The 24,296-nt window shown below is 72.5% G+C and carries 23 protein-coding genes; 10 read left to right on the top strand and 13 right to left on the bottom strand.

Annotated elements, in window-relative coordinates; translation table 11 throughout:
- Positions 1–2: 2 nt before the first annotated feature.
- The 4 genes from ACYQ02_RS06475 to ACYQ02_RS06460 form a co-directional block, all read right to left on the bottom strand.
- Positions 3–1,802 (bottom strand): ABC1 kinase family protein, encoded by a 1,800-nt coding sequence (locus ACYQ02_RS06475; protein WP_460039627.1) that lies wholly within the window; start codon positions 1,800–1,802, stop codon positions 3–5.
- A gap of 519 nt (positions 1,803–2,321) precedes the next feature.
- A complete protein-coding gene (locus tag ACYQ02_RS06470) occupies positions 2,322–3,182 on the bottom strand; it encodes a WD40/YVTN/BNR-like repeat-containing protein (protein WP_460039626.1) in 861 nt (286 codons plus the stop codon).
- Positions 3,183–3,476: 294 nt separating this feature from the next.
- On the bottom strand, positions 3,477–4,046 hold the full coding sequence (locus ACYQ02_RS06465) for a PH domain-containing protein (protein ID WP_460039625.1): 570 nt from the start codon (positions 4,044–4,046) through the stop codon (positions 3,477–3,479).
- Positions 4,043–4,924 (bottom strand): nucleotidyltransferase family protein, encoded by an 882-nt coding sequence (locus tag ACYQ02_RS06460; RefSeq protein WP_460039624.1) that lies wholly within the window; start codon positions 4,922–4,924, stop codon positions 4,043–4,045. The genes ACYQ02_RS06465 and ACYQ02_RS06460 overlap by 4 nt, the downstream gene beginning before the upstream one ends.
- A 238-nt stretch (positions 4,925–5,162) precedes the next feature.
- Between ACYQ02_RS06460 and ACYQ02_RS06455 the strand changes: the two genes are divergently transcribed.
- The 6 genes from ACYQ02_RS06455 to ACYQ02_RS06430 all read left to right on the top strand — a co-directional run bounded on the left by ACYQ02_RS06455 (position 5,163) and on the right by ACYQ02_RS06430 (position 11,544).
- On the top strand, positions 5,163–5,867 hold the full coding sequence (locus ACYQ02_RS06455) for a TetR/AcrR family transcriptional regulator (RefSeq protein ID WP_460039623.1): 705 nt from the start codon (positions 5,163–5,165) through the stop codon (positions 5,865–5,867).
- Positions 5,868–6,144: 277 nt separating this feature from the next.
- Positions 6,145–6,573, top strand: coding sequence for an SCP2 sterol-binding domain-containing protein (locus ACYQ02_RS06450; RefSeq protein ID WP_460039622.1), 429 nt, complete (start codon positions 6,145–6,147; stop codon positions 6,571–6,573).
- Positions 6,574–6,643: 70 nt separating this feature from the next.
- Positions 6,644–7,690 carry an alcohol dehydrogenase family protein gene (locus tag ACYQ02_RS06445; RefSeq protein ID WP_460039621.1) on the top strand — a complete coding sequence of 349 codons (1,047 nt, stop codon included), beginning with the start codon at positions 6,644–6,646 and terminating at the stop codon, positions 7,688–7,690.
- Positions 7,691–7,805: 115 nt separating this feature from the next.
- Entirely contained in the window at positions 7,806–8,960 is a 1,155-nt protein-coding gene (locus ACYQ02_RS06440; RefSeq protein ID WP_460039620.1) for a R2-like ligand-binding oxidase, read from the top strand.
- Positions 8,957–10,564: an aldehyde dehydrogenase family protein gene (locus tag ACYQ02_RS06435; protein ID WP_460039619.1), complete on the top strand. Its 1,608-nt coding sequence runs from the start codon at positions 8,957–8,959 to the stop codon at positions 10,562–10,564. The genes ACYQ02_RS06440 and ACYQ02_RS06435 overlap by 4 nt, the downstream gene beginning before the upstream one ends.
- Positions 10,565–10,701: 137 nt before the next feature.
- A complete protein-coding gene (locus ACYQ02_RS06430) occupies positions 10,702–11,544 on the top strand; it encodes a YhfC family glutamic-type intramembrane protease (RefSeq protein ID WP_460039618.1) in 843 nt (280 codons plus the stop codon).
- A 137-nt stretch (positions 11,545–11,681) separates the two neighbouring features.
- Here ACYQ02_RS06430 and ACYQ02_RS06425 read toward each other — a convergent pair whose 3' ends face one another.
- Positions 11,682–13,169 (bottom strand): hypothetical protein, encoded by a 1,488-nt coding sequence (locus ACYQ02_RS06425; protein ID WP_460039617.1) that lies wholly within the window; start codon positions 13,167–13,169, stop codon positions 11,682–11,684.
- 261 nt (positions 13,170–13,430) lie between these two features.
- Here ACYQ02_RS06425 and ACYQ02_RS06420 point away from each other — a divergent pair, with 261 nt between their 5' ends.
- Positions 13,431–14,114 carry a Crp/Fnr family transcriptional regulator gene (locus ACYQ02_RS06420; RefSeq protein ID WP_460039616.1) on the top strand — a complete coding sequence of 228 codons (684 nt, stop codon included), beginning with the start codon at positions 13,431–13,433 and terminating at the stop codon, positions 14,112–14,114.
- Positions 14,115–14,300: 186 nt separating this feature from the next.
- On the opposite strand, the gene ACYQ02_RS06415 is transcribed toward ACYQ02_RS06420, so the two are convergent.
- From ACYQ02_RS06415 to ACYQ02_RS06400, 4 genes are all read right to left on the bottom strand, one after another.
- The gene (locus tag ACYQ02_RS06415) at positions 14,301–15,389 is read right to left on the bottom strand and encodes a multicopper oxidase family protein (RefSeq protein ID WP_460039615.1); all 1,089 of its coding nucleotides are present in this window, start codon (positions 15,387–15,389) and stop codon (positions 14,301–14,303) included.
- Positions 15,390–15,675: 286 nt separating this feature from the next.
- Positions 15,676–16,833 (bottom strand): radical SAM protein, encoded by a 1,158-nt coding sequence (locus ACYQ02_RS06410; protein WP_460039614.1) that lies wholly within the window; start codon positions 16,831–16,833, stop codon positions 15,676–15,678.
- Positions 16,834–16,945: 112 nt separating this feature from the next.
- Positions 16,946–18,112 (bottom strand): copper-containing nitrite reductase, encoded by a 1,167-nt coding sequence (gene nirK, locus ACYQ02_RS06405; RefSeq protein ID WP_460039613.1) that lies wholly within the window; start codon positions 18,110–18,112, stop codon positions 16,946–16,948.
- Positions 18,113–18,333: 221 nt separating this feature from the next.
- On the bottom strand, positions 18,334–18,816 hold the full coding sequence (locus tag ACYQ02_RS06400; protein WP_460039612.1) for a DUF4149 domain-containing protein: 483 nt from the start codon (positions 18,814–18,816) through the stop codon (positions 18,334–18,336).
- Between the two features lie 130 nt (positions 18,817–18,946).
- On the opposite strand from ACYQ02_RS06400, the gene ACYQ02_RS06395 reads away from it, so the two are divergent.
- The 3 genes from ACYQ02_RS06395 to ACYQ02_RS06385 all read left to right on the top strand — a co-directional run bounded on the left by ACYQ02_RS06395 (position 18,947) and on the right by ACYQ02_RS06385 (position 20,647).
- Positions 18,947–19,678: a DUF2249 domain-containing protein gene (locus ACYQ02_RS06395; protein WP_460039611.1), complete on the top strand. Its 732-nt coding sequence runs from the start codon at positions 18,947–18,949 to the stop codon at positions 19,676–19,678.
- A 153-nt stretch (positions 19,679–19,831) separates the two neighbouring features.
- A complete protein-coding gene (locus ACYQ02_RS06390; RefSeq protein WP_460039610.1) occupies positions 19,832–20,068 on the top strand; it encodes a ferredoxin in 237 nt (78 codons plus the stop codon).
- 120 nt (positions 20,069–20,188) lie between these two features.
- Complete coding sequence (locus tag ACYQ02_RS06385) at positions 20,189–20,647, top strand: carboxymuconolactone decarboxylase family protein (RefSeq protein ID WP_460039609.1); 459 nt, start codon at positions 20,189–20,191, stop codon at positions 20,645–20,647.
- 365 nt (positions 20,648–21,012) lie between these two features.
- Here ACYQ02_RS06385 and ACYQ02_RS06380 read toward each other — a convergent pair whose 3' ends face one another.
- From ACYQ02_RS06380 to ACYQ02_RS06365, 4 genes are all read right to left on the bottom strand, one after another.
- Positions 21,013–22,122 (bottom strand): Mrp/NBP35 family ATP-binding protein, encoded by a 1,110-nt coding sequence (locus ACYQ02_RS06380; protein WP_460039608.1) that lies wholly within the window; start codon positions 22,120–22,122, stop codon positions 21,013–21,015.
- Between the two features lie 229 nt (positions 22,123–22,351).
- Positions 22,352–22,702: a hypothetical protein gene (locus ACYQ02_RS06375; protein WP_460039607.1), complete on the bottom strand. Its 351-nt coding sequence runs from the start codon at positions 22,700–22,702 to the stop codon at positions 22,352–22,354.
- Positions 22,703–23,112: 410 nt separating this feature from the next.
- On the bottom strand, positions 23,113–23,670 hold the full coding sequence (locus tag ACYQ02_RS06370; protein WP_460039606.1) for a DoxX family membrane protein: 558 nt from the start codon (positions 23,668–23,670) through the stop codon (positions 23,113–23,115).
- A 133-nt stretch (positions 23,671–23,803) separates the two neighbouring features.
- Entirely contained in the window at positions 23,804–24,292 is a 489-nt protein-coding gene (locus ACYQ02_RS06365; RefSeq protein WP_460039605.1) for a Fur family transcriptional regulator, read from the bottom strand.
- Positions 24,293–24,296: the final 4 nt, after the last annotated feature.

The raw sequence follows: 24,296 nt of genomic DNA, 5'->3' as shown, positions 1-24,296 counted from the left end.
GGTTAGGCCTTGTTCGACCGCAACACCCGCCAGACGGTGTAGATGCCGACGCCCAGGGACCCCCACAGGGCCGCGGTGGTCACCGCCGCCAGGCCCGGGATCTGGTTCAGGGCGGCCCCGCCCTGGGCAGCCAGCAGGGCCGCGCCCAGGAAGAACGTGCCCGACAGCAGGCCCAGGGTGGCCCGGTTCACCATGCGGTTGAGGGTCCGGGTGGTGTGCTCGTTCAGCCTCCCTTCCACCGGCAGCTTGAAGTCGTTCCAGGCCGCCCGCTCCAGGATCTTGTTGAGGCGCCGCGGCAAGGTGGCGACCAGCTCCGACGCCTCGGCGATCCAGGCGGCGTTGGCCCGGTAGTTGAAGCGCCGGGTCAGCAGCCGGCGCAGGATCTGGACGTCCGCCGACTCGACCACCGTGTGGTAGGTGATCTCCGGGCAGAGCCAGCGGGCCGTGCCCTCCGCCGCCGACCAGCCCTTGGCCCAGAGGGAGAGGCCGGTCGGGATGCGGCAATGGTTCTCCATGGCGATGCGGATCTCTTCCACCAGCAGGTGACCCCAGTTGTGGCTGCCGGCCTGCTCGGTGTCGACGTACTGGATGTAGAGGGAACGCAGCTGGTCCTTGAGCCGCCCCACGTCGGTGTAGGCCGTGGGTTCGAACACGTCCAGCATCACTTCGGCGGCGTCCTCCGCCTGGTTCAACCGGATGTGGAGCAGGTGGCGGAAGATGGCCTCGGTGTGCAGGGCGTCCATCCGGCCCACCATACCCCAGTCGATGACGTAGATCTTCTTCGAATGCCGGCAGACCATCAGGTTCGACCCGTGGGGGTCGGCGTGGTAGCGACCGTTGAGGAACTCCTTGATGTAGAGGTGGGCCAGGTCGATCATCCGCTCGAAGCGCTCTTCGAAGGTGAAGAAGTCGACGGGGAAGTCCTTGATGTTCCACCCGTCGATGTACTCGGTGATCAGGACGCGGCGGGTCGCCAGGTAGACCTCGGGCACCGCCACCGTGGCGAACTCCTCCACCAGCTCGCGCCCTTCGTTGGTGTTGCGGGCCTCGATCCGCATGTCGATCTCGCTCTGCACGCTGCTGTAGTAGTCGCGGATCACGCCGGGCAGGTCGGAGGAGGCCGCCATGGGGGGCGGCAGCAGCTTCTGCAGCCGCTTGGCCAGCTTGGCGATGTTGGCGATGTCCGTCTGGAACAGCTTGTCGACCAGGGGGCGGACCACCTTGACCGCGCAGAGGCGGCCGTCCCGGAGCTGGGCGCGGTAGACCTGGGCCAGGGAGGCCGAGCCGATGGGGTCCGGGTCGATCCAGGCGAAGGTCTGCAGCCCCTCGGGCAGCTCGTCGTCCAGCACCACCGCCATGTAGGGGAAGGGCATGGGCGGGACCTGGTCCAAGAGCTGGGCCAGCTCCATGGTGATGGGCTCGGGCAGCAGTTCCTGGCGGGTCACCAGCACCTGCCCCAGCTTGATGAAGGTCGGCCCCAGCTCCTGAAAGGCCAGCCGCACCCGCCGGCCGATCTGGCGCAGGCGCTCGTCGTGGGGACCCGGCGTCCCGGAGGGGCCGCCCAGCGTGCGGACCGCCCGCCGGTCCTTGAGCAGGTGGAGCAGGCCGTGGCGGGCCAGGGTGCGGACGACGGCCCGCAAGCGCTTGCGGGGCGTGATGCCGGCTTCCAGCGCGGCCAGCTCCGCCTTGATGCGCCGCTTCTCTTCCGCCCACCGGGGCGACGTCCACCAGGCGGCCGACAGGTCGACCCGCCGGCCGGCCGGGGTGGCCGCCTGCCGCGGGGGCAGGGTGGCCATGGCCATGGGAACCCCCCTCGCTTTCGGGGCGGCGTGCCGAGGAGCCGCGGCGGGTACCGGCGGGGCCGGGTACGGGTGCGGTGGCGGCGGATGGGCCGCCGGGCTGCGACCCGGAGCGCTTTGCCATGCTGTGGTCCGGGCTGCCGCGCCGCCGCCGCCGTCCCGTGCTGCGCTGCCGCCGGTTTGCCCGCGGCCCGGCTTGCGGGCCCGGGGCCGGTTCCACCGAACGGTCGTTAAGGAAACGGGTGCGATGGTGGGAGGAACGGGCATCCCCCAGGAGCCCGCCGGCTCGGGGCCGCCCCCGTGCCGGTCTTCCGCCGGCAGGCTCGTTTCGGCAAAGGATATTCGCGAGGTCGGTGGTGGTTTGCGTCACGGGTGGGAGCGGCCCCTGCCGGCGGGCCGGCCGGTCCCGGGGGCCCGCAGTTGCCGGCTTCACCCACGGTGCAGGGGCCGCACCCGGTATAGGGGTCACGAGGGGTCACGCACGGCGCAGGGGTCGGGCACGGTCCAGGGGTCTCCCCGGGGCTATGGCCCGGTGGTTTCGGCCGAGGATGGGCTCGTCCCGGCCGGCCCCGGGACCACGACGTCGATGATTTCCCAGTTGGCGCCGCCGTCCCGCGTCCGGGCCAGGCGCCAGCCGTCGTCGCCCTGGACGAAGAGGAGGCTCCAGCCGAGTTCCGGGGTGACGAAATCCAGCCCGGTGAAGGCCCGCACGCCGGACGGCCCCTGGCTTACCTTTTGCCAGGACTTCCCGCCGTCCTGCGTATGCCATACTTCGCCATACCGGGTGGTTCCAAACCAGCCCGTCTTCGGGTCAAGGAAGAACAGGTCGCCTACGTAGCCACCCGCGGGGAGGCCGCCCGGCACCTCCTCGCCATCGCGCTGGACCGCCGCGGTCTCTTCCCACGTGCCGGCGGCGTCCGCCGTTCTCCGCAGCACCTTGGTCTCGCCACCCATTCCTTCATCGCTCCCACAAATGAACCAGCCGTCATTGGAACTGATGAAGGAGGCCGCCCAAGCTGCCGGATTCTCGACCGAAAGGCACGGGTTGGTCTTCGGCTCCCAACGGTTGCCTCCGTCGGTCGTGAGGTACAACCGGAACCGGTCGTCGGTCGCCCAGGCGACGCCCTCATCAACCAGGTCGACGAATCCCGGCGGGAACGGCGTCTGGACCTTGGTCCACGACGCTCCCGAATCGGTCGTCGACCAGATGCCGTCCCGGGCCATTGCCCAGCCCACGCTCGCGGAGACGAAATCGATGCGGGTGATCGGCTCATCGAATTCGTGGATCACGTGCCAGGACGTCCCGCCGTCTTCCGTCCTGGCCAGCCGGCCGTCCTCGTCGAGGACAAAACCCGTGTCCGGATCCACGAAGTCGACGTCCAAGGGCGCCAGGGGCAACTGCTGTAGCTGCCCCTGACGACCCTCACCTGCCGGTCGATCGTCGCCCTCGTTCGAGTCGCCCCCGCTTCCTGCTGTGCAACTCGTAAGCAGAAGCAGGACCAGGATTCCGATCCCGATCCGGATGTTTTGAGAGGCGACCGAGTGTCGACTATGCCGGAACATGGGCCGCCCTCCGTTCGCCTGGCCGAACAGCCGCCGGGGCACAGGATGGGAACGTTGCTCCACGACAGACCCAATCGGGCGTTGTTGCTGCCCGGGGTTTGCGAACCGGGTTCGCTAACCGGGCTCGCCCTTCCTGCGGCGACGCACCTCCTTGAGGACCCAGCGGGGGACGTCGAGGGGGACGCCGCGTTCGTCCAGGAGCGCCAGAACGGCCACGGGATCCTGGGGCGTCAAGATCACCGCGCCCCGGTGCAGGTGCAAGCGGACGGCGGGACCGCGGTCGGTGCTGCCCAGCAGCAGTTGCCGGCCCAGTCCGCTGAGGTAGAACCAGCCCACCGCGTACCCGGGGGCGAAGGTGGCTAGCAAGCGGAGCCCCCCGCCCAGTTCCAGGTACTCGGCCCGCTGGATGGCGGCGTACGGGATCACCCGGCGCCCGGCCAGGGTCTGGACGAGCAGCCGGTCGGGGCCGGCCAGGTAGGTCAGCCGGGCCCGGGCCAGGTAGCCGGCGAAGATCAGCGCGGGACCCAAGGCAAAGAGCCAGAGGATGCGGGTGCCCCATGCGGCCAGGCCGAAGAGCAGCAGGATGAGGGCGGTCCACAGGCCCTCGTCCCGGGCGGGGGTGGGAGCCAGGGTACGCCAGGGCGAGGGCTGCGGCTTTTGGGGATGCGCCGGGGGCGGGGTCACGGGCGTTCCTCCTTCGACACGTGCTCGCGTTCATCGCCGGGCGCTTGCCCATGGGATGCAAACCTGCTGCGGTGACGGGGGCCGTCGCCGGTCGGGGCGGTCGACGGCGGCCCCGCCACCGGCGCCGGTACGGGGAAGCCGAGGCGCCGGCAGGCGGCCTCATAGTCGGCCCAGGTGTCGAGGTCCAGCGTCACCTCCGGACCGGGCGCCGGCCAGTGGAGCAACCGGTTCCGATGGCGACGCAACAAGGGTCGCGCCCCCTCATCGCCCGTCAGGGAGAGCACCTCGGGAAAGAGCGGGCGGCCGAGGAGAACCGGGTGGCCGGGCTGGCCCTGCCAGACGGGCCGAGCGGCCACGGGGGCCGTCGCCGGCCAGGGTGAGGGCGGCGGCCCGCCGGAGACCCCGTCGGGTCCGGCGGTGGAGGAGCCAGCCACGGCATCCCTCAGGGCTTCGACCAGCCCGGCCAGCACCGGGGCGGGGATGAAGGGCTGGTCGGCCAGCACCACCAGGACCGCGGCCAGGGCCGGTTCGACCTGAAGCAAGGTGCGCAGGCCCAGGCGCAGCGAGCGGGCCTGTCCCCGTTCGGGCCAGGGGTTGACCACGGGGTGCAGCCCCGGGAGGGGCCGCCGGGGGATGCCGGCCGCCGCCACCGCGGGATGGAGGACGGCGACCACCGGCCCGACCCCGGCGCCGGCGGCCGTATCCAGGGTCCACTCCACCAGGGGCCGGCCGCCCAGGGGCAGCAGCTGCTTGAGCCGTCCCATCCGCCGGGCCTGTCCCGCCGCCAGCACGACGACGCCAGTGGGGAATGGGCGTTGTCCTCGGACCTCCAGCCGGACCACCCCCTGCCCCTGGGGATATTCTCCGCTCTGGGCCATTGTCCGTCCTGGGGCGTGTCCTGTCACGCCGTCCCGCCAGCATCCCGTCCCCCGTGCTCTGGGAGGCCTTCTCGCCCTCTGGGAGGCCTTCTCGCCGGGGGACGGGGAGGGCCCGGGGCGACGGAATCCGGAAGGAGTCCGCGGCAGGGCGGCGAAAAGGAAACCCTGGCCGGCCTTAATGAACGTTCAGTAACCCGCTAGAGGCGGTTCGCGGCGGTCCGCCGGTGGAGGGACGACCTTGGCCCAGGGCAAGATTCTGGCTCCGCAGCAGGACACCATCTTGCAACAGGCGGCCGGCCTGTTCGCGCGGCAGGGGTATCCGGCCACCACCATGCGGGACCTGGCGGCGGCGCTGGGGGTGACTCCCGCGGCCCTCTATTACCACTTCGCCAACAAGGACCAGCTGCTGCTCGAAGTGATGTTGCACGGCATCCGGGTGGTCCACCGGCGGGTGGAGGCCGCCATGGCCGCCGCAGGACCCGGGCTGGCCGAGCGGATCTGGGCCGGCATGCGGGCCCACCTGCTGGCCTGCTTGGAGCACCAGGACTTCGTGGCGGTGATCCTCCAGGAGAGCCGCTACCTGAGCCCGGAGGCCGCCCAACAGGTGGTGGCCGCGAGGGATGCCTACGAGGCGCTGTGGGCTCGTACGCTGGAAGAGGGTGCGGCGGCGGGATTGTTTCAGGCGGGGGTCGACCTGCGGCTCCTGCGGCTCTTCGGTTTCGGGGCCATGAACTGGGTGACGGTGTGGTACCGCCCCGACGGTCCCCAGAGCCCGGAGGCCATCGCCGACGCCTTCCTCCTCTACATGGCAAAGGGGGTGTTACGGCCGGAGGTGGCCGGCGAGCTGATCGCCCAGGTGGCGGCGACGGCCGGCTGCCCGCCGCGGGCGGGTTCGTCCGCAAGACCTGGGGGCGCCAGGGACAGGCGACCTGCGGGCGGGTGAACGGCCGCGGCCCGCGGGGGCTCGCTGGCCCGTCGAGGCCCACGGAGACTCGCGGCCGGGCCGGCACTGGCCAATTCCAACGGCACAACGCCAGGCTTCGGCGCGGGGTACCACGAGGGCGCCGCCACCGGCGGCCTAAGCCGTCGCGGTGGAACCGGCCCAGCGCCGCGGTGCGGGGCGGAGCGGTGAAGAAGGGATCCGCCCTGAAGCAGGTTAGCAGGGTGCCCGCCAAGTTCCAACGGGAGCCGTCACAAGACCGACGGGAGGGGATGAACCCATGGCATACCAGGCCTTCTCCGAGGAGTGGGCCAAGGCTTACAAGGAGCAGATCAACGCCAACGCCAACTACCGGGAGGCGTCCCGGACCTGGGAGTGGCCGCTGGCCTTCGTCCTGGAGGCGGACCCGTCCCTGGGGATCGAGGAGGAGCGGGCGATCATCCTGGACCTCTACCAGGGGGAGTGCCGGGACGCGCGGATCGGCGGCAAGGAGGACCTGGAGAACGTCCCCTACGTGATCAGCGCCGATGCCTACACGTGGAAGCAGGTGATGGACGGCCAGCTGGACCCGCTGGCGGCCATGATGCGGGGCAAGCTCAAGATCCTCAAGGGCGACATGGGGGTGCTGTCGGGGTACGTCATCGCGGCCAAGGAGCTGGTGACCTCGGCCCAGCAGGTGGAGACGGAGTTCCCCGAGGGCGTGGCGTGACCCGGCCGGTGCCCCGGGGGCGGTTTACGAGGGCCGGCGGTGCGGCCGGAGCGAGGGAGGGGTGGCCTCGATGAAGGCGGTCACCTATCGCGGCGTGGGCCAGGTGGCCATCGAAGACGTCCCCGAGCCAAAGATCCAGCAGCCCGGCGACGCCATCGTCCGCATCACCCGCTGCGCCATCTGCGGCTCGGACCTGCACATCTACCACGGCCACATCCCCGGCATGGTCCCGGGGTTCGTCTGCGGCCACGAGTTCACCGGCGTGGTGGAGGAGGTGGGGGCCGGCGTCCAGGCCTTCCGCAAGGGGGACCGGGTGGTCGGGACGTTCCACACCGCCTGCGGCCACTGCGCCATGTGCCGCAAAGGGGCCTTCAACCAGTGCCAGGAGTACAGGGTCTTCGGCTACGGCGTGGCCTTCGGCAACCTGCCGGGCTCCCAGGCCGAGTTCGTCCGGGTCCCCCACGCCGACGTCAACCTGCGCCGGATCCCCAAGGAAATCGGTGACGAGCAGGCCCTGTTCTGCGGCGACATCCTCACCACCGCCTATGGGGCCGTGCGGAACGCCCACCTGCAGCCGGGCGAGACGGTGGCGGTGATCGGCTGCGGGCCCGTCGGGCTCATGGCGATCCAGAGCGCCTTCGCCCAGGGGGCAGCCCGGGTGCTGGCCATCGACCTGGTGCGGGACCGGGCGGAACTGGCGGAGCGGCTGGGGGCGGTGCCCATCGTCGCCAGCGAGACGAACCCCGTGGCCCAGGTCAACAAGCTGACCGGGGGCATGGGCGCCGACGTGGTGATTGAGGCGGTGGGCGGCCCCAAGACGGTGGCCCTGGCCTTCGAGCTGGTGCGGGGCGGCGGGCGGATCTCCGCCGTGGGGGTGACCACGGCCGAGAGCTTCCCCTTCCCCCTGGCCACCAGCCTGACCCGGGACATCAGCTTCCGGATCGGGCTGGCCAACATCCACCGGGACATCGACGCCACCCTGGCCCTGGTGGCGGGGGGCCGGATCGACCCTGAGATCATCATCAGCCATCGCCTGCCCCTGACGGAGGCCGTCGAGGGGTACCGGCTCTTCGACAGCCGGGAGGCGACGAAGGTGGTCCTGATCCCTGGCGAGTGAGCGGCCGGGGGGCCTTGGGGGGTGGGCCCACCGCGCCGCACCGGGCGGCGCCGGCGGCCGGGCCGCCGGGCCGCTGACCGGTGCGGCAAGCCGCCAGGAAAGGACGGGGATGCGCATGTCCGGTGCAGCGGCGCCGGGCGCGGCGGGAGCAGCGCCCCAGCCGGGCGGCCGCCCGGCGGTGACGGTGGCCCGGCACGACGCCTTCACCACCACGAGCCGCCGCGGCCTGAACCACGACCTGCCGCCCATGCGGCTCTACCACAAGGCGAAGAAGTTCGGCACCTGGGACCCGCGGGCCATCGACCTCCGCCAGGACCGGGAGGACTGGCACCTGCTCAACGACGCCCAGAAGGACGCCCTTCTGCGGCTGGTGTCGCTGTTCGCCGCGGGTGAGGAGTCGGTCACCCTGGATCTCCTCCCCCTCATCATGGTGATCGCCCGGGAGGGCCGGCTGGAGGAGGAGATGTTCCTCACCACCTTCCTCTGGGAGGAGGCGAAGCACACCGAGTTCATGCGCCGCTTCCTGGACGAGGTGGCGGGGGTGTCCGACCGGGACCTGCACCACTACCACACGCCCAGCTACAAGAAGATCTTCTACGAGGAGCTGCCCCGGGCGATGCACCGCCTGCTGGAGGATCCCTCGCCGGCAGCCCAGGCCGAGGCGTCGGTCACCTACAACCTCATCGTGGAAGGCGTGCTGGCCGAGACGGGGTACTACGCCTTCTACCGGACCCTGCAGCGTCAGGGGGTCATGCCGGGCTTCATCCAGGGCATCCGCAACTTCCAGCGGGACGAATCCCGCCACCTGGCCTACGGGGTCTTCCTGCTCCAGCGGCTGGTGGCGGCGGACGACGCCATCTGGGGCGTCATCGACCGGCGGCTGAACGAGCTGCTGCCCTATGCCCTGGGCGTCACCCACGAGATCTACGCCTCCTACGGCGGCGACCACCCCTTTGAAGTCGATCAGCAGGAGTTCATCGACTACGCCATCAAGCAGTTCAGCCTCCGGGCCCAGCGGATCGAACAGGCCCGGGGCAAGTCCCTGGCCGAGGTCTACCGGCTGGCCGCCGACCAGGTCGAGGAGGCGGCCCCGGATCCGGACGAACCGGCCGGCCCGGCCCAGGCAGCGGGTACGGTCGCCGGGGCGGGCAGCCCGATGGCGGCCCCCGGTGCGGGGCCGGCGGGCGGTGCGGGGACCGCGGGCCATGGGTGGCCCGTGACCGGCGGAGCGGGGCCGGAAGGCGGCGATGGAGGAGGGTCGGCGGCATGACGGCGCATGACGGCATGGGGGCGGTGCCGCCCGGCGGCGGCACCGCCCGGGAGGCGGCCGCCGCCGCGGACCCGGCGGCCGCCGCCGGGCCGGGTTCGTCCGGCGCCCGGACCGGCACCCTGGCCCTTCCCTTCGTGGCCCCCGCCGTCCGCCAGTGGCTGGAGGGTCGCAAGCTCCTCTTCATCGGGGGGCGGTGGCAGGAACCGCGGTCGGAGCGGTTCCTGACGGTGACCGATCCGGCCACCGGGGAGCCCCTGGCCGAGGTGGCCGAGGCCGGGGAGGCCGACGTGGACCTGGCGGTCCAGGCGGCCCGGCGGGCCCTGGAGGGCTCCTGGGGGAAGCTGCCCCCGGCGGAGCGGGGCCGGCTGCTGTGGAAGCTGGCCGACCTCCTGGAGGAGCACGCCCAGGAGTTCGCCCAGCTGGAGTCGCTGAACACGGGCAAGCCGGTGACCGAGACCAGTATGGCCGACGTGCCCCTGGCCGTCGAGCACTTCCGCTACTTCGCGGGCTGGGCGACCAAGTGGACCGGCGAGACCTTGCCCGTCTCCTTCCCGGGGGAGTACCTGGCCTATACCCGCCGGGAGCCGGTGGGGGTCGTTGGGGCCATCGTGCCCTGGAACTTCCCCCTGATGATCGCCTCCTGGAAGCTGGCGCCGGCCCTGGCCACGGGCAACACCGTGGTCCTCAAGCCCAGCGAGCTGACGCCCCTGACCGCCTTGCGCCTGGCGGAACTGGTGCGCCAGGCGGGCTTCCCGCCGGGCACGGTCAACGTGCTGCCGGGGTACGGCGAACCGGCGGGCCGGGCCCTGGTCGAGCACCCCGGCGTCGACAAGATCTCCTTCACGGGCTCGCCGGGGGTTGGGCGCAAGATCATGACGGCGGCGGCCCGGGACTTCAAGCGGGTCACCCTGGAGCTGGGGGGCAAGTCGCCCAACATCGTCTTCCCCGACGCGGACCTGGACAGCGCCGTGGCCGGGGCGATGATGGGGATCTTCTTCAACCAGGGCGAGGTGTGCTGCGCCGGCTCCCGCCTGTTCGTCCACAAGGACCATTTCGAGCCGATGGTCCAGGCCATCGCCGAGCGGGCGGGCCGGTTGCGCCAGGGGCCGGGGATCAACCCCATGACCCAGATGGGCCCCCTGATCAGCCGGACCCACATGGAACGGGTGTTGGGCTACATCCAGCGGGGCCGGGAGGAAGGGGCCGAGCTCCTGGTGGGCGGCGAGCCCAACGCCGAGGCGGGACCGGGCTATTTCGTCAAGCCCACCGTGTTCGTCGGGCGGGATGACATGACCATCGCCCGGGAGGAGATCTTCGGGCCGGTGCTGACGGTGCTGCCCTTCGAGAGCCTGGACGAGGTGGTGCGGCGGGCCAACGACACGCCCTACGGCCTGGCGGCGGGGATCTGGACGCGGGACGTGGCCAAGGCGATCAAGGTGGCCCACCGGCTCAAGGCGGGCACCGTGTGGGTCAACGGCTACAACCTGCTGGACGCCACCAGCCCCTGGGGCGGGTTCAAGCAAAGCGGCATCGGCCGGGAGATGGGGCGCTACGCCCTGGAGCACTACACCGAGGTCAAGAGCGTCTGGATCAACCTGGGCTGACCGGATGATCCGGCTCCAGCGGCGCCGCCTCCGGAGGGGGCAGGGCGATCGGACCCGGGGGCGGCGCCGGGCGGCCACCGTGGGCCGGGCGGTAGAGGGGGCTGCCCGGCCCGGCCTCCTGGACGGGGGGAACCGGGGTGGAGGAGCAACTGCGGGGGATTGCGCTGGCCTATGGGGCGGCGGGGGCGGGAGCCATCCTGCTTCCCGCCCTTTTGTTCCTGGCCGGCTACCGGCGCTGGGGCTGGCGGGGGCGAATCGCCCTGACCGGCGCGGCGACCTTCCTGATCTTTCAGGGACTGCTGCGCCTGCCCTGGCTGCCCGCCTTCAACCAGTGGGCGACCGATCGCTGGGGCACGGCCGCGGCCGCTTTGCTGGCCTCGCTGTCCGCGGGCCTGTGGGAGGAGACGGGACGGTACGTGGCCTACCGGCTGGTGGTGCGGCGGCCCCGGCTCGCGGAGGCGACGGCCATGGGGCTCGGCCACGGCGGGTTCGAGGCGGTGATGGTGGGGCTGAGCCTGGTGGTGACCGGGGTCACCCTGCTGGCCCTGCCGCCGGCCGGCGCCGCCAGCGGGGGGAGCGGGGTTTGGGGGATCCCCGGAGCGCTGCCGGCCGAGGCGGAGGCCGCCCTGCGGCAGGCGCAACAGGCGATCCTGGCGGGAGGCATCGGGACGCCGGTCCTCGCCCTGGTGGAGCGTATCGGCGCCCTGGGCCTCCACATCGGCCTGAGCGTGCTGGTCGCCGCGGCATGGGTGAGGGGACGAGCGGTCCTGTGGCTGGCCGCGGTGGGGATCCATTTCGCCGCCAACGCGGCGGCCGTGACCCTGGCCCAGATGGGGCAGGCGGTGGCGGCCGAGGCGGTGGCCCTAATCCTGGCGGCCCTCACCTTGCTGGTCGCCCTGCGCTGGGGTCCCGTGCTGGACGCCGCCGCGGCCGGCCTGCGCGGCGGAACGGGCGGCGCCGAGGCCGAGGCGGCGCGGTAGGGACGGGGAGGTGGGGTTCGGGGCGGGTTGGGCCGTCCGGGCCGGGGCGGTCCGGCCCCCACCGGCGCCCGCGCCGGACACACCGGGGCCGGCTCCCTGGGGAGCCGGCCCCTCCCGTCGAACGGGCACCGGGCCCCTTAGGGGGTTCCGGGTTTCCCGCCGCGCCGGGGGGCAGCCTGGCCGGCCGCCCGCCAGCTGGCCCGGAGGGTCAGGACCAGGGCGATGACCGCGGCCACACCCGCCATGCCGGCGGCGGCCATGACGGCCGTCGCCCACGGGCCGGGACGGCCCGCCAGCATCTGGGCGAGGCCGGGCAAGACCCGCAGCAGGGCCGCCAGGGCGGCCAGGACCACGGCGGCCGCCACCCCGGCGCGGCCTTGCAGCCGGCCGCCGCCGAAGCCCGGCAACATGGTGGGCGCAACGGCCATGATGAGCAACGTCATGAAACCCGCGCCCACGGCATGCAGGGGCGCGTCGGCCGGCGGGGCGGCCGGTGTCAGGGCCAGCCCCAGGTTCCCCAGGCCCCGCAGCAGGAGCAGCAGGGCGGCCACGCCCGCCCAGACGTAGGCCAGCAGGGCCGCCACCCCCGCCGGGTCACGCCAGACGCGGTAGCCGCCCTTGTCGCCCGGAAAGACCAGCCGCGGCTCGAACACCCGGACAGCCACCGTGCCCAGGCCCAGGGCCAGACCCCAGGCCAGGTCGGCGACGGCCCCGAGGGCGGGGGACGCCGCCCGCCCCGTGAACAGGGCGACGGATCCTGCAGCCCCGTCCAGGAGCACCCCCGCCCCGAAGGCGGCGGCTGCGGCGGCCAGCCCGCCGGGCCGGGCCGGCCGGATGCGGAAGAACAGGCTGAAGACGCGGGCCGACATGGCCACCGAGATGGCGCCGATGAAGCCGAACAGGACGAGGCGCAGGGCGGCGGCATCCACCGGGCCGGGCAGGGTGGCCGGCGGAGCGCCGGTGCCCGGGGCGGCGCCGGCGGTGCCTAGGGCCGTCAGGGCGGTGGCGGCGGCCTGCAGGGTCCCGGCCGCCCACAAGGCCAGGCCCAGCAGCAGGGCGGTTCCGGAGAGGGCGAAGAGGGGGGCCACCTGGCCGAAGGCCTTCTTTTGCCCGATGGGCGGACCGGCTCGCAGGGTCCGGGCCAGCAGGGCCACCAGGCCCGCCCCCGCCACCAGTTCCAGGACGGCTCCGGCCGCCATCAGTCCCAGGGCCGCTCCTCGGGCGGCGGGCACGGGCGTCAGGGCGGCGATGGCCTGGCCGGCCAGGCGGGCGCCCAGGCCGGTGGCCAGGAGGAGGAACCAGAGGGGCACCCGCTGCGGCGTTGCCAGGGTGCTTCCCCGCAGCCGGGGCAAGAACTGCAGGGCCACGCCCAGGATGAGGGCGCCACCCCAGCCGACGAGCTGGGCGTGGCCGTGGGCCTGGGCCAGGGCGGGGTAGGCGGCGGCCCAGCTCCAACCTTGCCACGCTGCGGCGGCCAGCAACCCGCCCAACAGGAAGCCGGGGACCAGGGCCGCGGTCACCGCCAGGTCGAAGAAGGGCAACCAGGGCCAATGCCGGTCGGGCCGGCCCCGCTGAGGATCGGGGGCCGGCGCGGCGGCTTGGGGCGTCTTGAGTCGACGGGTCATGGAGCCCACCTCGTCTTCGCCGGTCGTTCGTGCCGGGGATGGAGCCGCGGGGTGCGGGTTCGACGCCATTATCGTCCATCCCCGCCGGGGCTGCATGTGCCCGGGATCACAGGGCGCCTCCTTTGCCGGGGCCTGCCGCCGGGGCTCTGAGGGACGCGCCCCTGGGCGGCGGCCGCCGGCGCGCCGGCAGGGGATGCCACCACCCAGCAGGAATGGCCCTCGCGGGAGAAAACTCAAGGGGGGAACCCCGGGGGGATCGCCATGGACGATGCCGAGCCGCAAGGAGGGCGCGGCGCCTTCGACACCCGGGAGGCGGTGGTGGCCGCCCTCCGCCGGATCCACCCCTTCGACCAGGTGCCGGCCGACCTGGTGGCCCGCGTGGCGGAGAAGGTGCGCTGGCGCCCCTGCCACGCCGGGGACGTGCTGTTCCGGGAGGGCGAGCCCGTCCAGGCCGTGTTCCTCCTGCGGGCGGGACGCGTCAAGATCGTGGCCGTCGATGACGACGGGCGCGAGTACATCATGCACCTCCTGGGCCCGGGCGACCTCTTCCCCGCCGTCGGCCTCTTCACCGGCGGAGGGTATCCGGCCACCGCCGAGGTGATCCAGGACGGCGTGATCGGCATCGTCACCCGGGAGGTCATCCTGAACCTGGTGCGGGAGCACGGCGACCTGGCCATGGCCCTGCTGATGGCGCAGGAGGAGCGCATCCGCTACCTCCAGGACCGCATCCGCAGCCTGGTCTGGCGCGACCTGCGGACCCGGGTGCTGGAGGTGCTGGTCAAACACATGGGCGACCAGCTGACCCACCAGGAGATCGCCGCCCTGGTGGGGGCGGCCCGGGAGAGCGTCAGCCGGGTCATCAGCGAGTTCAAGCGCCAGGGGCTGGTGACCCAGGACCCCAAGGGGCACTGGCGGGTCCGGACCCGGCCCCGGGACGGGAAGTGAAGGGACGCTAGGACCGCCGGCCGTCTCCCTTCCCAAAGGCGGCGCGCCGGCCCGAAGAGCCGGCGCGCTCCGCCCATCCCCCTACCCTCACACCCTGCCGGGCCCAGCCCGTACCGCTGCAGCGACCCGTTCCTCTTGCCGTATCCCGCCGGGTCCTTGACCGCCCGGATCCTGGCCCTATTCGCCCTACTCCTCCACCTGGAGGACCTGGATCAGGCCCAGCATGTTCCCGTGGGAGTCCTCCACGTGGGAGATGATGTGGCAGTGCCAGACCCAGGTGCCGGGTTCATCCAGCTTCACCAGCACGTCGTAGGTGTCGCCGGGCATCATGTCCAGGGTGTTGGCCTTCATCGGCTGGGGCAGCGGCTGGCCGTCCTTGGCGATGATGGTGAAGTCGCCGCCGTGCAGGTGCATCGGGTGGACCTGGTCCCCGATGTTCATCAGCCGGAAGCGGGCGGTCTGCCCAACCTTGAGCTTGATGGGCGCCGTGTGGGGGAAGGACTTGCCGTTGATCACGAAGCCCAGCTGCCCGTCGGAGATCATCAGGCTGTAGTCGCCGTCATACGTCCAGGGTTCGGGCTCCCGGGGCTCGACGATGAACGTCCCGTAAAGCCCCATCCCCTTCTGCTTCATCGTGTTGTGGTGGGTGTGGTACATGTGGGTGCCGGCCGGCCGGGCCACGAACTCGTAGACGAACTGGCCCCCGGGCGGGATGGGGTCCTGGGTCACCATGGGCACGCCGTCCATGGCGTTGGGCACCGCCAGCCCGTGCCAGTGGACGACGGTGGGCTCGGGAAGCTGGTTCTTCACGATGATCCGGACCCGGTCGCCCTCCTTGACGCGGATCTGGGGGCCGGGCACCGTGCCGTTGAAGGTCCAGGCCTCGTACTCCTTCTCACCCACCGACCACTTGACCGGCAGCGCCGTCAGCTCGAAGACCTTGACCCCGTCTTCCACCCGGTACTTGGCCAGCTGCTGGCCCTCCGGCAACGCCTTCTGGCCTTCGGAACCCGTGCCTGCCGGGTAGATCTCGTACGCGGCCGCCTGGCCGTCCGCCGCTGCACCCGCTCCGCCGTGGCCGCCGGACCCGGACGAACCGGCACCGGCCGGCGCCGGCGTCGAATTGCCCGAACCCGACGCGCCGGCCATGGGGTAGATGGCCCAGAGCAGCAGCCCCAGGACGACCACGCCCGCCAGCATCCACCAGCGCCGGCGTCCCCTGGCCGGCCGCCCGTCCCTGCCCGTTCCCTGGTGGTTCATCGCGCCCGTCGTCATGGCATCCCGCACCTCCTGCGACCTTTGCGTCCGCGCCTCTCACAAGGCCATCGTCGCAGAGGATCCTGAGGTCCGCTTGAGGCAAAGCTGAGGGCCGGCTGAGAGGAGGCGACGGGCGTTGCAACAAAGAGTCGCGTGCACCCCAGCAGGGGAAGCAGCGGCGCGGGCGGGTGGCGGGGCCACGGCCGGGGCAGCGGCGCAGAGAGGTGGAGGGGACACGGCCAGGCGGCCCATGGCGCCAGGTTGGCCGCCCATGTCCGTTTCGTGGCCGGGCGGCCGGCGCGGCTCAGCCGGCCGGCCGCCCACCGGCCGGCTCCGGCGCGCCGGAGACCGCGTCGGGATCGAAGGCGCAGGTCGGCTCCTCGGCCAGGGGGTCACCCGTCATCGCGTAGGCCCGGGCGCGGGAGCCGCCGCAGAGCTGGCGATAGGGGCAGCGGCCGCACTTGCCCTTGAGCTGGGCGGGGTCGCGCAGGGCGCGGAAGAGGGGGCTGTCCCGGTAGATGCGGGCCAGGGAGGCGGTGCGGATGTTGCCGGCCGCCAGCGGCAGGAAGCCGCTGGGGTAGACGGCACCCGTGTGGGCGACGAAGCAGAAGCCCTTGCCGTCGCCGATGGCCGGCCGCGGCGGCCGGCCCCGTTCCACCAGGACCCGGCGGTAGGCCGGCGCTTCCGTGGTCTTGATGGCGAAGGGGACCTGGCCCTCCAGGCCGGCCAGCCAGCGGTAGACCGCCTCGTGTTCGTCCGCGTCCAGGGGCTCCAAGGTGGCGCCCCGGCCCGTCGGGACCAGGAAGAACACGCTCCACCGGCCGGCTCCCAGTTCCGCCACCAGGCGGGCGATGCGATCCAGGCGCCGCCAGTTGAGGCGCGTGACGGTGGTGTTGATCTGGAGCCGCAGGCCGGCCTCCCGCACGGCCCGGGCCGCCTCCAGCGTGCGGGCGAAGGAGCCCGACCAGCCGCGGAAGCGGTCGTGAAGGCCGGGTTCGTCCCCGTCCAGGCTCAGGGCGACGGCCTCGGCGCCCGCCTCCGCCATGGCCCGGATGCGCTCGGCGGTCAGGAGGGGCGTGGCGCTGGGCGTGACCGACGGGTGCAGGCCGCGGCCGGCCGCGTGGCGGATCAGGTCGTTGAGGTCCGGCCGCTTCAAGGGATCGCCGCCGGTGAAGACGAAGAGGCGCGTCCCCATGTCCGCCGCCTCGTCGATGAGCCGGCGCGCCTCGCCGGTGGTCAGCTCCAGGGGGTGGCGGTGGGGCTGGGCGGAGGCCCGGCAGTGGGCGCAGACCAGATCGCAGGCCTGGGTCGTCTCCCAGATCAGGACGACCGGCGCGCGGTCAAAGTCGATGGCCGGCCGGGGCCGCGGCGCCGGCGCGCCGGCCGGGACGGCGGCGCCGGACCGCGCGGGCTGCGGGCCACCGCGGGCCTCCGCGGCGGCGGGTTCCGGAACGATGCGCATCGCGGTGCACCTCCCTGACGTCGCCTGCACGCCGCCGGCCAAAGGGCGATCCGGCGGCTGCGGGGCCGCCGGATCGCCCGGCCGGGTTCCACCGGCGTGGGGTGGCCTCACCTCAGTGGGTGTCCGCCCCCATCTCCGGCGCGTCGAAGACCTCGGGGTTGGGCTCGCCCTCCACCACGATCTGGGCCAGGGCGCCCTTGTCGATGGACCGGCTGATGGAGTGGTCGACCAGGGTGTAGGTGCCCGGGACGTCCACCGTGAACTCCACCCAGGCCGCGCCGCCCGCCGGGATCAGGGTGGTCTGGATGTTGTGCAGGGCCTCGGTGGCGCCCTGGTCGTGGACCGCGTCGAAGACCTCGCCGATCACGTGGAAGCTGGAGATCAGGTTCGGCCCGCCGTTGCCGACGAAGATCCGGATGCGGTCGCCGACCTTGGCCTTCATCGCCCGCTCGCCGGTCCAGTAGGCGCTGGCGCCGTTGAAGACCACGTAGTTGGGCTCCTCAGCCAGCAGCGCCTCGTAGTCGTAGCCGGCGTGGCCCTTCTCGCCGTGCTTCAGATCGCTGTAGATCTCGCCCTGGACGATGTAGAACTCCTTATCGACCGGCGGCAGGCCGCCCTCAGGCTCCACCAGGATCAGCCCGTACATCCCGTTGGCGATGTGGCTGGGGATGTGGGGCGACGCGCAGTGGTAGACGTAGAGCCCCGGGTTGAGCGCCTTCCAGGTGAAGACCTTCTCCTCGCCGGGCTTGACCTGGGTCGCCACCGCTCCGCCGCCAGGCCCGTTGACCGAGTGCAGGTCGATGGAGTGGATCTGGCCGCTGTCGGGCGCGTTCTTCAGGTGCAACTCCACCGTGTCGCCGACCCGCACCCGCAGCATCGGGCCGGGCACCTGGCCGTTATAGGTCCAGTAGGTGTAGGTGGTGCCGTCGGCCAGCTGGCCGTCCAGCTCCACGGTCTCCAGGTCGATGCGCACCGTCTTGGGCGGCCGCTGGCCGACGGGCTCGGGCACCGCCGTCGGGTCGGCCGCCACCACCTTGGCATCGGCCCGGGCCGGTTCCACCTGCTTGGTCGCCTGCTGGCCCGATCCGGACGAACCCGCCTTCCCCGTGTCGCCCTGGCCGGCGGCCGTGCTGCCGCAGGCCGTCACCGCGATGACGCTGAGCCCCAGCAGCAGGGCGATCCAGGCCCGCCCGCGCCGGCCGGCCCGGGGCCGGTTCGTCCCGGCACCGGTGCTCGCCGACCGGGTTGCGCCGCTGAGGACCTTCACGAGACCTGTCATGGGAGGTCCCTCCCCTGTGGAAGTTCCGCACCGCTCCCCCTCGCCGGCATCCCCGCCGCTGGTGCGCCCCGTTCCTTGTTGCGCCCGGAGCGCGCTGCGGTGCTCACTTCCGATGCTGGGGGAGAAACCTGAGGGTGGGCTGAGGCCGCTATGAACGGCACCTGAGGATCGAGGGCCCCGCCCGCCTGCGCCGCCGCGGCGCCGCCCCCGGGCACCGCCCGTCAGCGGACCAACTGCACCGCCAGGAACACCACGATCAGGGCCAGCAGGGCGGTCAGGCGCGCCAGGTGGCCCGAGCGCCGGCGCAGGGCCGCTGCGTCGCCGCCGGTCTGGGCCGCCCGCTCCGCCGCGGGGCCGGCCACGAAGTCGTGGACGGCCGTGAGCAGCATCATGACGAACACCGCCAGCAGCTTGGCGCCCATGACCCGGCCCCAGGGGGTGGCGAAGAAGCTGCCGTCCAGCACGTTGGCCAGGGTGGCCCCGCGGGCGGCCATCTGGATCGAGCCGGTGACCACTAAGATGCCCAGGGCCGTCCACCCCACCGCCCGGAAGCGGCGGCCCACGTCGGTGAAGAGCCGCGCCCGGACGTCCTGGGGGTAGCGGCGGGACGCGGGGACCACCACCAGGCTCAAGAAGAGGATGCCGCCGACCCACGTCATGGCGGCCAGGATGTGGATGAAGACGACGATCTCGTAGCCCGTCATGCCGGTCCCTCCCGCCAACACGTTACCATGCGGCGGCGGCCGCTCTGTGACGGCTATCACAGCCGCTGCGGGCCGGCGGGGGTACGCTGGCATCGACCCGCAGGGTCGCAACGACGAAGGAGGGGTCCCCGTGACCACGAGGAACGAGCAGGTCGCCGCGCGCATCCGCGCCCACCATGACGCCATGGCCCGGGAGCTGGACCGGCGCCTGGACGTCCTGGTCGGCGCCGTGCGCCGGGGCGAGCCCTACCGGCCCGCCCTGGACGACCTGGTCCGCTACGTCCACGCTGAGATCCTGCCCCACGCCGCCGCGGAGGAGGAGACCCTCTATGCGGCGGCGGCCCGCCGCCCCGCCGGCGGTGCCCTGGTGAAGGGCCTGACGGCCGAGCACGGCACGATCCAGGAGGCGCTGCGGCGGCTGGAAGGGGCGGGCGACGCCCTGGAGGCCATTGCCCTGGGGGCGGCCTTGACGGCCCTGTTCATCAGCCACGCCGCCGAGGAGAACGACGCCCTCCTGCCGGTCCTCATGGAGGAACCGGCGGAGGACCTGGAGGCGCTGCTGGAGGGCATGCACGAGCGGCTGCTGGGCGACTCCGGTTCCGGTGCTGCCGGGGCGGATCCCGAGGGGGCCGGTGAGGAGGCGCCGGAGCTGGACGTGCGGGAACTGCCGCCCTTCCAGCGCCACCAGCTGATCTTCGCCACCTATGAGGCGATGCGGCCGGGACAGGCCTTCATCCTGGTCAACGACCACGACCCCAAGCCGCTGTACTACCAGTTCGCCGCCGAGCATCCCGGCGAGTTCGAATGGCAATATCTCGAACAAGGTCCCATCGCCTGGCGCGTTCGCATCGGCAAGGTGTGACGGGTCGGCTGCCCGTGCCGGCCGGAGCGGGGGGCCGAAGGGCCCACGGCGCGGGCGTTCGGGCCGGCCTGCGGTCTGGTCCGGCTTCCGGTGATCGCCGTCACGGACGGCCGGCGGCCGCCGGTTCTACCGTCGAGGTGGGAGGTGAGCGCCGTGATCTACGTGATCTGCGAGCCCTGCATCGGCGTCAAGGACAAGTCCTGTCAGGAAGTCTGCCCGGTCGACTGCATCTACGAAGGGGAAGACCAGCTGTACATCAACCCCGACGAGTGCATCGGCTGCAGCGCCTGCGCGGCCGTCTGCCCCGTCGAGGCGATCTACGACGAGGACGAGGTCCCCGAGCAGTGGAAGAGCTACATCGAGAAGAACCGCAAGTTCTTCGAGCAGTGACGGAGGGACGGCCCCGCGCGGGCGACGCCGGTCCGGGCCGCCCGGGATGAAACCCCGGGCGGCCCGCCTTGTTGGCAGCGGTCCGCGGGCGGGGATCGATCTCGGGAGGGGTGAGGCGGAGTGCGCGTCGATTACGCGACGGTGTCGCCGGGGGCGCTGGAGGCGATGCGGGCCCTGGAGTCCTATGTGGCGCGGAGCGGGCTCGAGCGGAGGCTCTTGCACCTGATCAAGCTCCGGGCGTCCCAGATCAACGGCTGCGCCTTCTGCGTCGACATGCACGCCCGGGAAGCCCGGGCCGATGGGGAATCGGAGGAACGGCTCGGCCTGGTCGCCGTCTGGCAGGACGCACCCGTCTTCACGGAGCGGGAGCGGGCGGCCCTGGAGTGGACAGAGGCCGTCACCCGGGTCGCCGAGACCCGGGTGCCCGATGAGGTGTTCGAGCGGGTGCGCCGTTACTTCACCGAGGCCGAACTGGTTGCCTTGACCATGGCCGTGGTGGCCATCAACGGGTGGAACCGGTTGAACGTCAGCTTCCGCGTGCCGCCCCGGGGCCTCGGCTCCGGACGGTCGGGCGCCTGAGGGGACGGCCGGACGCCTGAGGGGACCCCGGGGATCGTCCGGCACCGCGGGCCCCGAGGCGAGGCCTTCCCGGGGGCCTGGCACGCATGGTGCGGGCGGGAACCGTTCCCTGCCTTTTCGGGATGCCGGCGGTGGGACCCCTGCGGCCGCCCTCTGCGGCCGGTGGGTGGCTGGGCCGGTGACGGAGGGTCCTGCCGGCTCGGCGCCAGGGCCGGCCCGGCGCACGGGCAAACGGGCCCGGGATGACCGCGGACGGCGGTCATCCCGGGCCCGTGGTCATGGGGCCCGGGGATCACGGGCGCGGGGATGCCCCCGATGGCCCTGGCGGCCGGTGGCGCGGGGGCCGGCGGTGGGGATGAAAGCCCTTACCGCACCCCACCGGGTTCGGCCACCGCCGCGCCGGCTACCCCCAGGCGCTCGGCGACCGCGGCGGCGAGCGCTGCGAAGGCGGCGCCGGCCCCCGACTCCGGCGGGAACAGGCCATCTTGCCGCAGGCCGGGCGGCGGCGGCTCCATGGGGATGCGCGCCAGGACCTGGGTCTGGAGCGCGGCGGCCACCGCGTCGCCGCCCCCGCGCCCCAGCAGGTACTCCCGCTGCCCGCAGCCGCTGCACTCGCGGTAGGCCATGTTCTCCACCACGCCCATCACCCGGTGGCCCATCTTCTGGGCCATGGAGCCGGCCCGTTCCGCCACCCGGGCGGCGAAGGGATCGGGGGTGGTGACGATCAGCACGTCCATGGGCGGGAACTGCTGCTGGACGTCCAGGGCCATGTCGCCGGTGCCCGGCGGCAGGTCCAGGACCACCACGTCGGGCCGGTTCCACCGGGTGTCGAACAGGAACTGGCGCAGGGCCTTGCCCAGCATGGGGCCGCGCCAGACGACCGGGCTGTTGTTCTGGACGAAGAAGTCCATCGACATGACGTCCACGCCGTGGCCGTGGCCGGGGATGACCTTGCGGTCGTCGTCCAGGGCCGGCGCCCGCTCCAGGCCGATCAGGGCCGGCACGCTGAAGCCGTAGATGTCGCAGTCCAGGATGGCCACCCGCAGGCCGCGCCGGGCCAGGGCCACCGCCAGGTTCACGCTGACGCTGGACTTGCCCACGCCGCCCTTGCCGCTGGCCACGGCGACGAAGCGGGCGCCGGCCAGGCCGTCGGGCAGCTTGCGGGCCGGGGCGTCCCCGCCCGCCGGCGCGGGCGCGGCGCCCGGAACCGTCACCCCGCGGGCGCGGGGCCGGGGCCGCGGCACGATGCGCACGGAGGCCACGCCCGGCATGGCCAGGACGGCCTGGCGCATCCGCTCCTGCGCCGCGGCGGGCGGCGAGCCGCCGTCCCAGTTCTCGTCGATCAGGATCGCCACGTGGGCCCGCTCGCCGTGCATCTCCACCAGCACGTCCTGGATGCGGCCGTCGGCCAGGGGATGGCTGCCGTCCTCGAGCCGCACCCGGGCCAGTTGCTGCAAGACGTCGCGCTTGTTCATGGGCCGCGTTCCTCCCGTTCACCGGCCGCGGGCTCCTTCGCAGCCTTGGGGGCCCTTCGGAGCCGTTGGCCCGTTCGGTACCAGCGTACCGCTCCAGGCCCCTGCGGTCGGTGATGGGGGTCACAGGGGCCCGTTGGGGGCGGCGGGTCCGGCGGCCCTAACCCAAAACCAAAAAAGGGGCAGGTCTCCGCGACGCGCCCCTTTACCCCTTTATGTCCGCCGTCCAGGTCTACACCGACCCGGGCCGGGTCCACCGTTCCGCGGCGGCCGCTTCGTCCGGGGCAACTTCCTCCACCTGAATCTCGATAAGGTCCGGCGGGTCCGGATATCCAATGGACCGCAGTGCCGCGGCGAAAATGTCCTTCGCCTTCTCGAGGGCGCTGTCTGCATCGCGGGCCTGTACGTTGAACCGGGCTCCAAGAATCGGCGGGTCAAAGTGTCCCCACGTCACGGGACCCAGGGCCCGGCTGTTGGCCTCCAAGACCTCCAACAGCTCGGAGGCGTGCTCCGCCGCCTCCTCCCTGCTGTTCCCCGGCGGCACCGGCAGACGGGCCGTCAAGTCGACGGCAAACTCCCGCATTCCAGGTCACCTCCTTGGTGGCCACTGGAAGCCAAACCTGCGCAGCCGCGAAAGGGTGTTTCTCCAGGCGCGCCAATCACTGGGCGTCTTCGCAATGACGACCGGCGGGAACCGTGGATCAGGGGGGTAGAGTTTAATGTGCTTCCCCCCGTCCTCGATATGCCACCCCTGACGTGCTGCTTCTCGGAGGAGTTCGCGAATTTCCTTCTTCATCCTACCACCCGGCCATAAGGTTTCGGTGGCGCGGGTGGCATTTCCTTCCTTCTAAAACCAAATATAGGCACACGAACGATGCAGCCCCAACCTCCTGATTCCCGCGGGATGCTGATGTCCGGCGGGTTGGCCGCTCGCCCGATCTCCCCGGTCTGCGGAGGAACGAAAAGCCAGCTTGCGATGGACTTCTTCGTGTTTCACGACCGCCGGAAGGCGCGCCCCGGTTGCCATGGCGTGCCGAGCAGCGGCAAAAGCCACCGGTCCAGGCCGATCCAGCCCGCCACCCGCCAGGCCAGGACCAGGGCCGTCGCCACGGCGAACATCACGGGGTTGGCGCTGGACGTTCCCGCCAGCATGAAGCTGAAGTTCATGAAGCTGCCGAAGAAGGCGGCGATGCCGGTCAGCATGCCCGCCAGCAGGGCCACGCCAACCAGGAATTCCCCGTAGGCCACCAGCTTGGCCCAGGCGGCGGCATTGGGCAGCACCACGTCCCGGAGGAACCGGGCGTACCAGCCCGTCACTTCGGCGTGGGGGCCCTGGGCGCGCTGGAGGGCGCCCTGGATGAATCCCTGCAGGGCGACGCCCGCCTGGGCCCCCGTCCAGGCGGGGTCGTTCAGCTTGCCCAGGGCGGCCTGCAGCCATTGCCACCCCAGCCAGAGCCGGGGCAGGAGCCACACCCAGCCGGCCTGGGGATGGGCCAGGAGCCAGCGCACCGGGGCGGGCTCCTGGATCTCGGGGCGGATGTCGCGGGCCATGACCGATCCTCCTCCTCGACGAACGGTGGAAGGATGCGCCATGGCTTCAGTATGCGCCACCGCCGCCACCCCGGCCATGCCTGCGGGCCGGATTCCACGCGCGCCGAGCGGGCGCACGGATGGCGGGCGGGGCTCACAAGAGGGGACCGGCTTCGGGGCCCTTACGGCGGCGACCGCCGGCCCGGTCCTCCCGGCACCGCCCGCACACGCCTTCCAGGACCAGCGCCTCCCCGACGATGAGAAACCCCGTCTGCGCCTGAATCTGGCGGATGATCTCGTCCAGTTCGGGAACGGCCACGTCCTGCAGCCGGTGACAGCGCACGCACGAGAGGTGGGCATGGGGGGCGGGATCGCCGTCGAAGCGGTCGGGCTCCCCCGGCATCACCACCCGCCGGGCCAGGCCCGCCTCGACCAGGTGGGCCAGCACCCGGCGCGTCGTGGCCGGGCTCAAGGTCGGCAAGCCCGGCTTCAACGAGGCGTACACCTCTTCGGCCGTGGGGTGGACGCCCTGTTTGGCCGCCCGCAGCAAAGCCTCGTAGATGGCAACCCGCTGGACCGTGGGCCGCTGCCCCGCACGGCGCAGCCGCCGGGCCAGCCGTTGCCACGCCTGATGTGGACCCATGGGG

The sequence above is a fragment of the Thermaerobacter litoralis genome, from assembly GCF_054654595.1.
The sequence above is the reverse complement of the archived record's forward strand: the minus strand, read 5'-3'. Positions and strand labels throughout refer to the sequence as shown.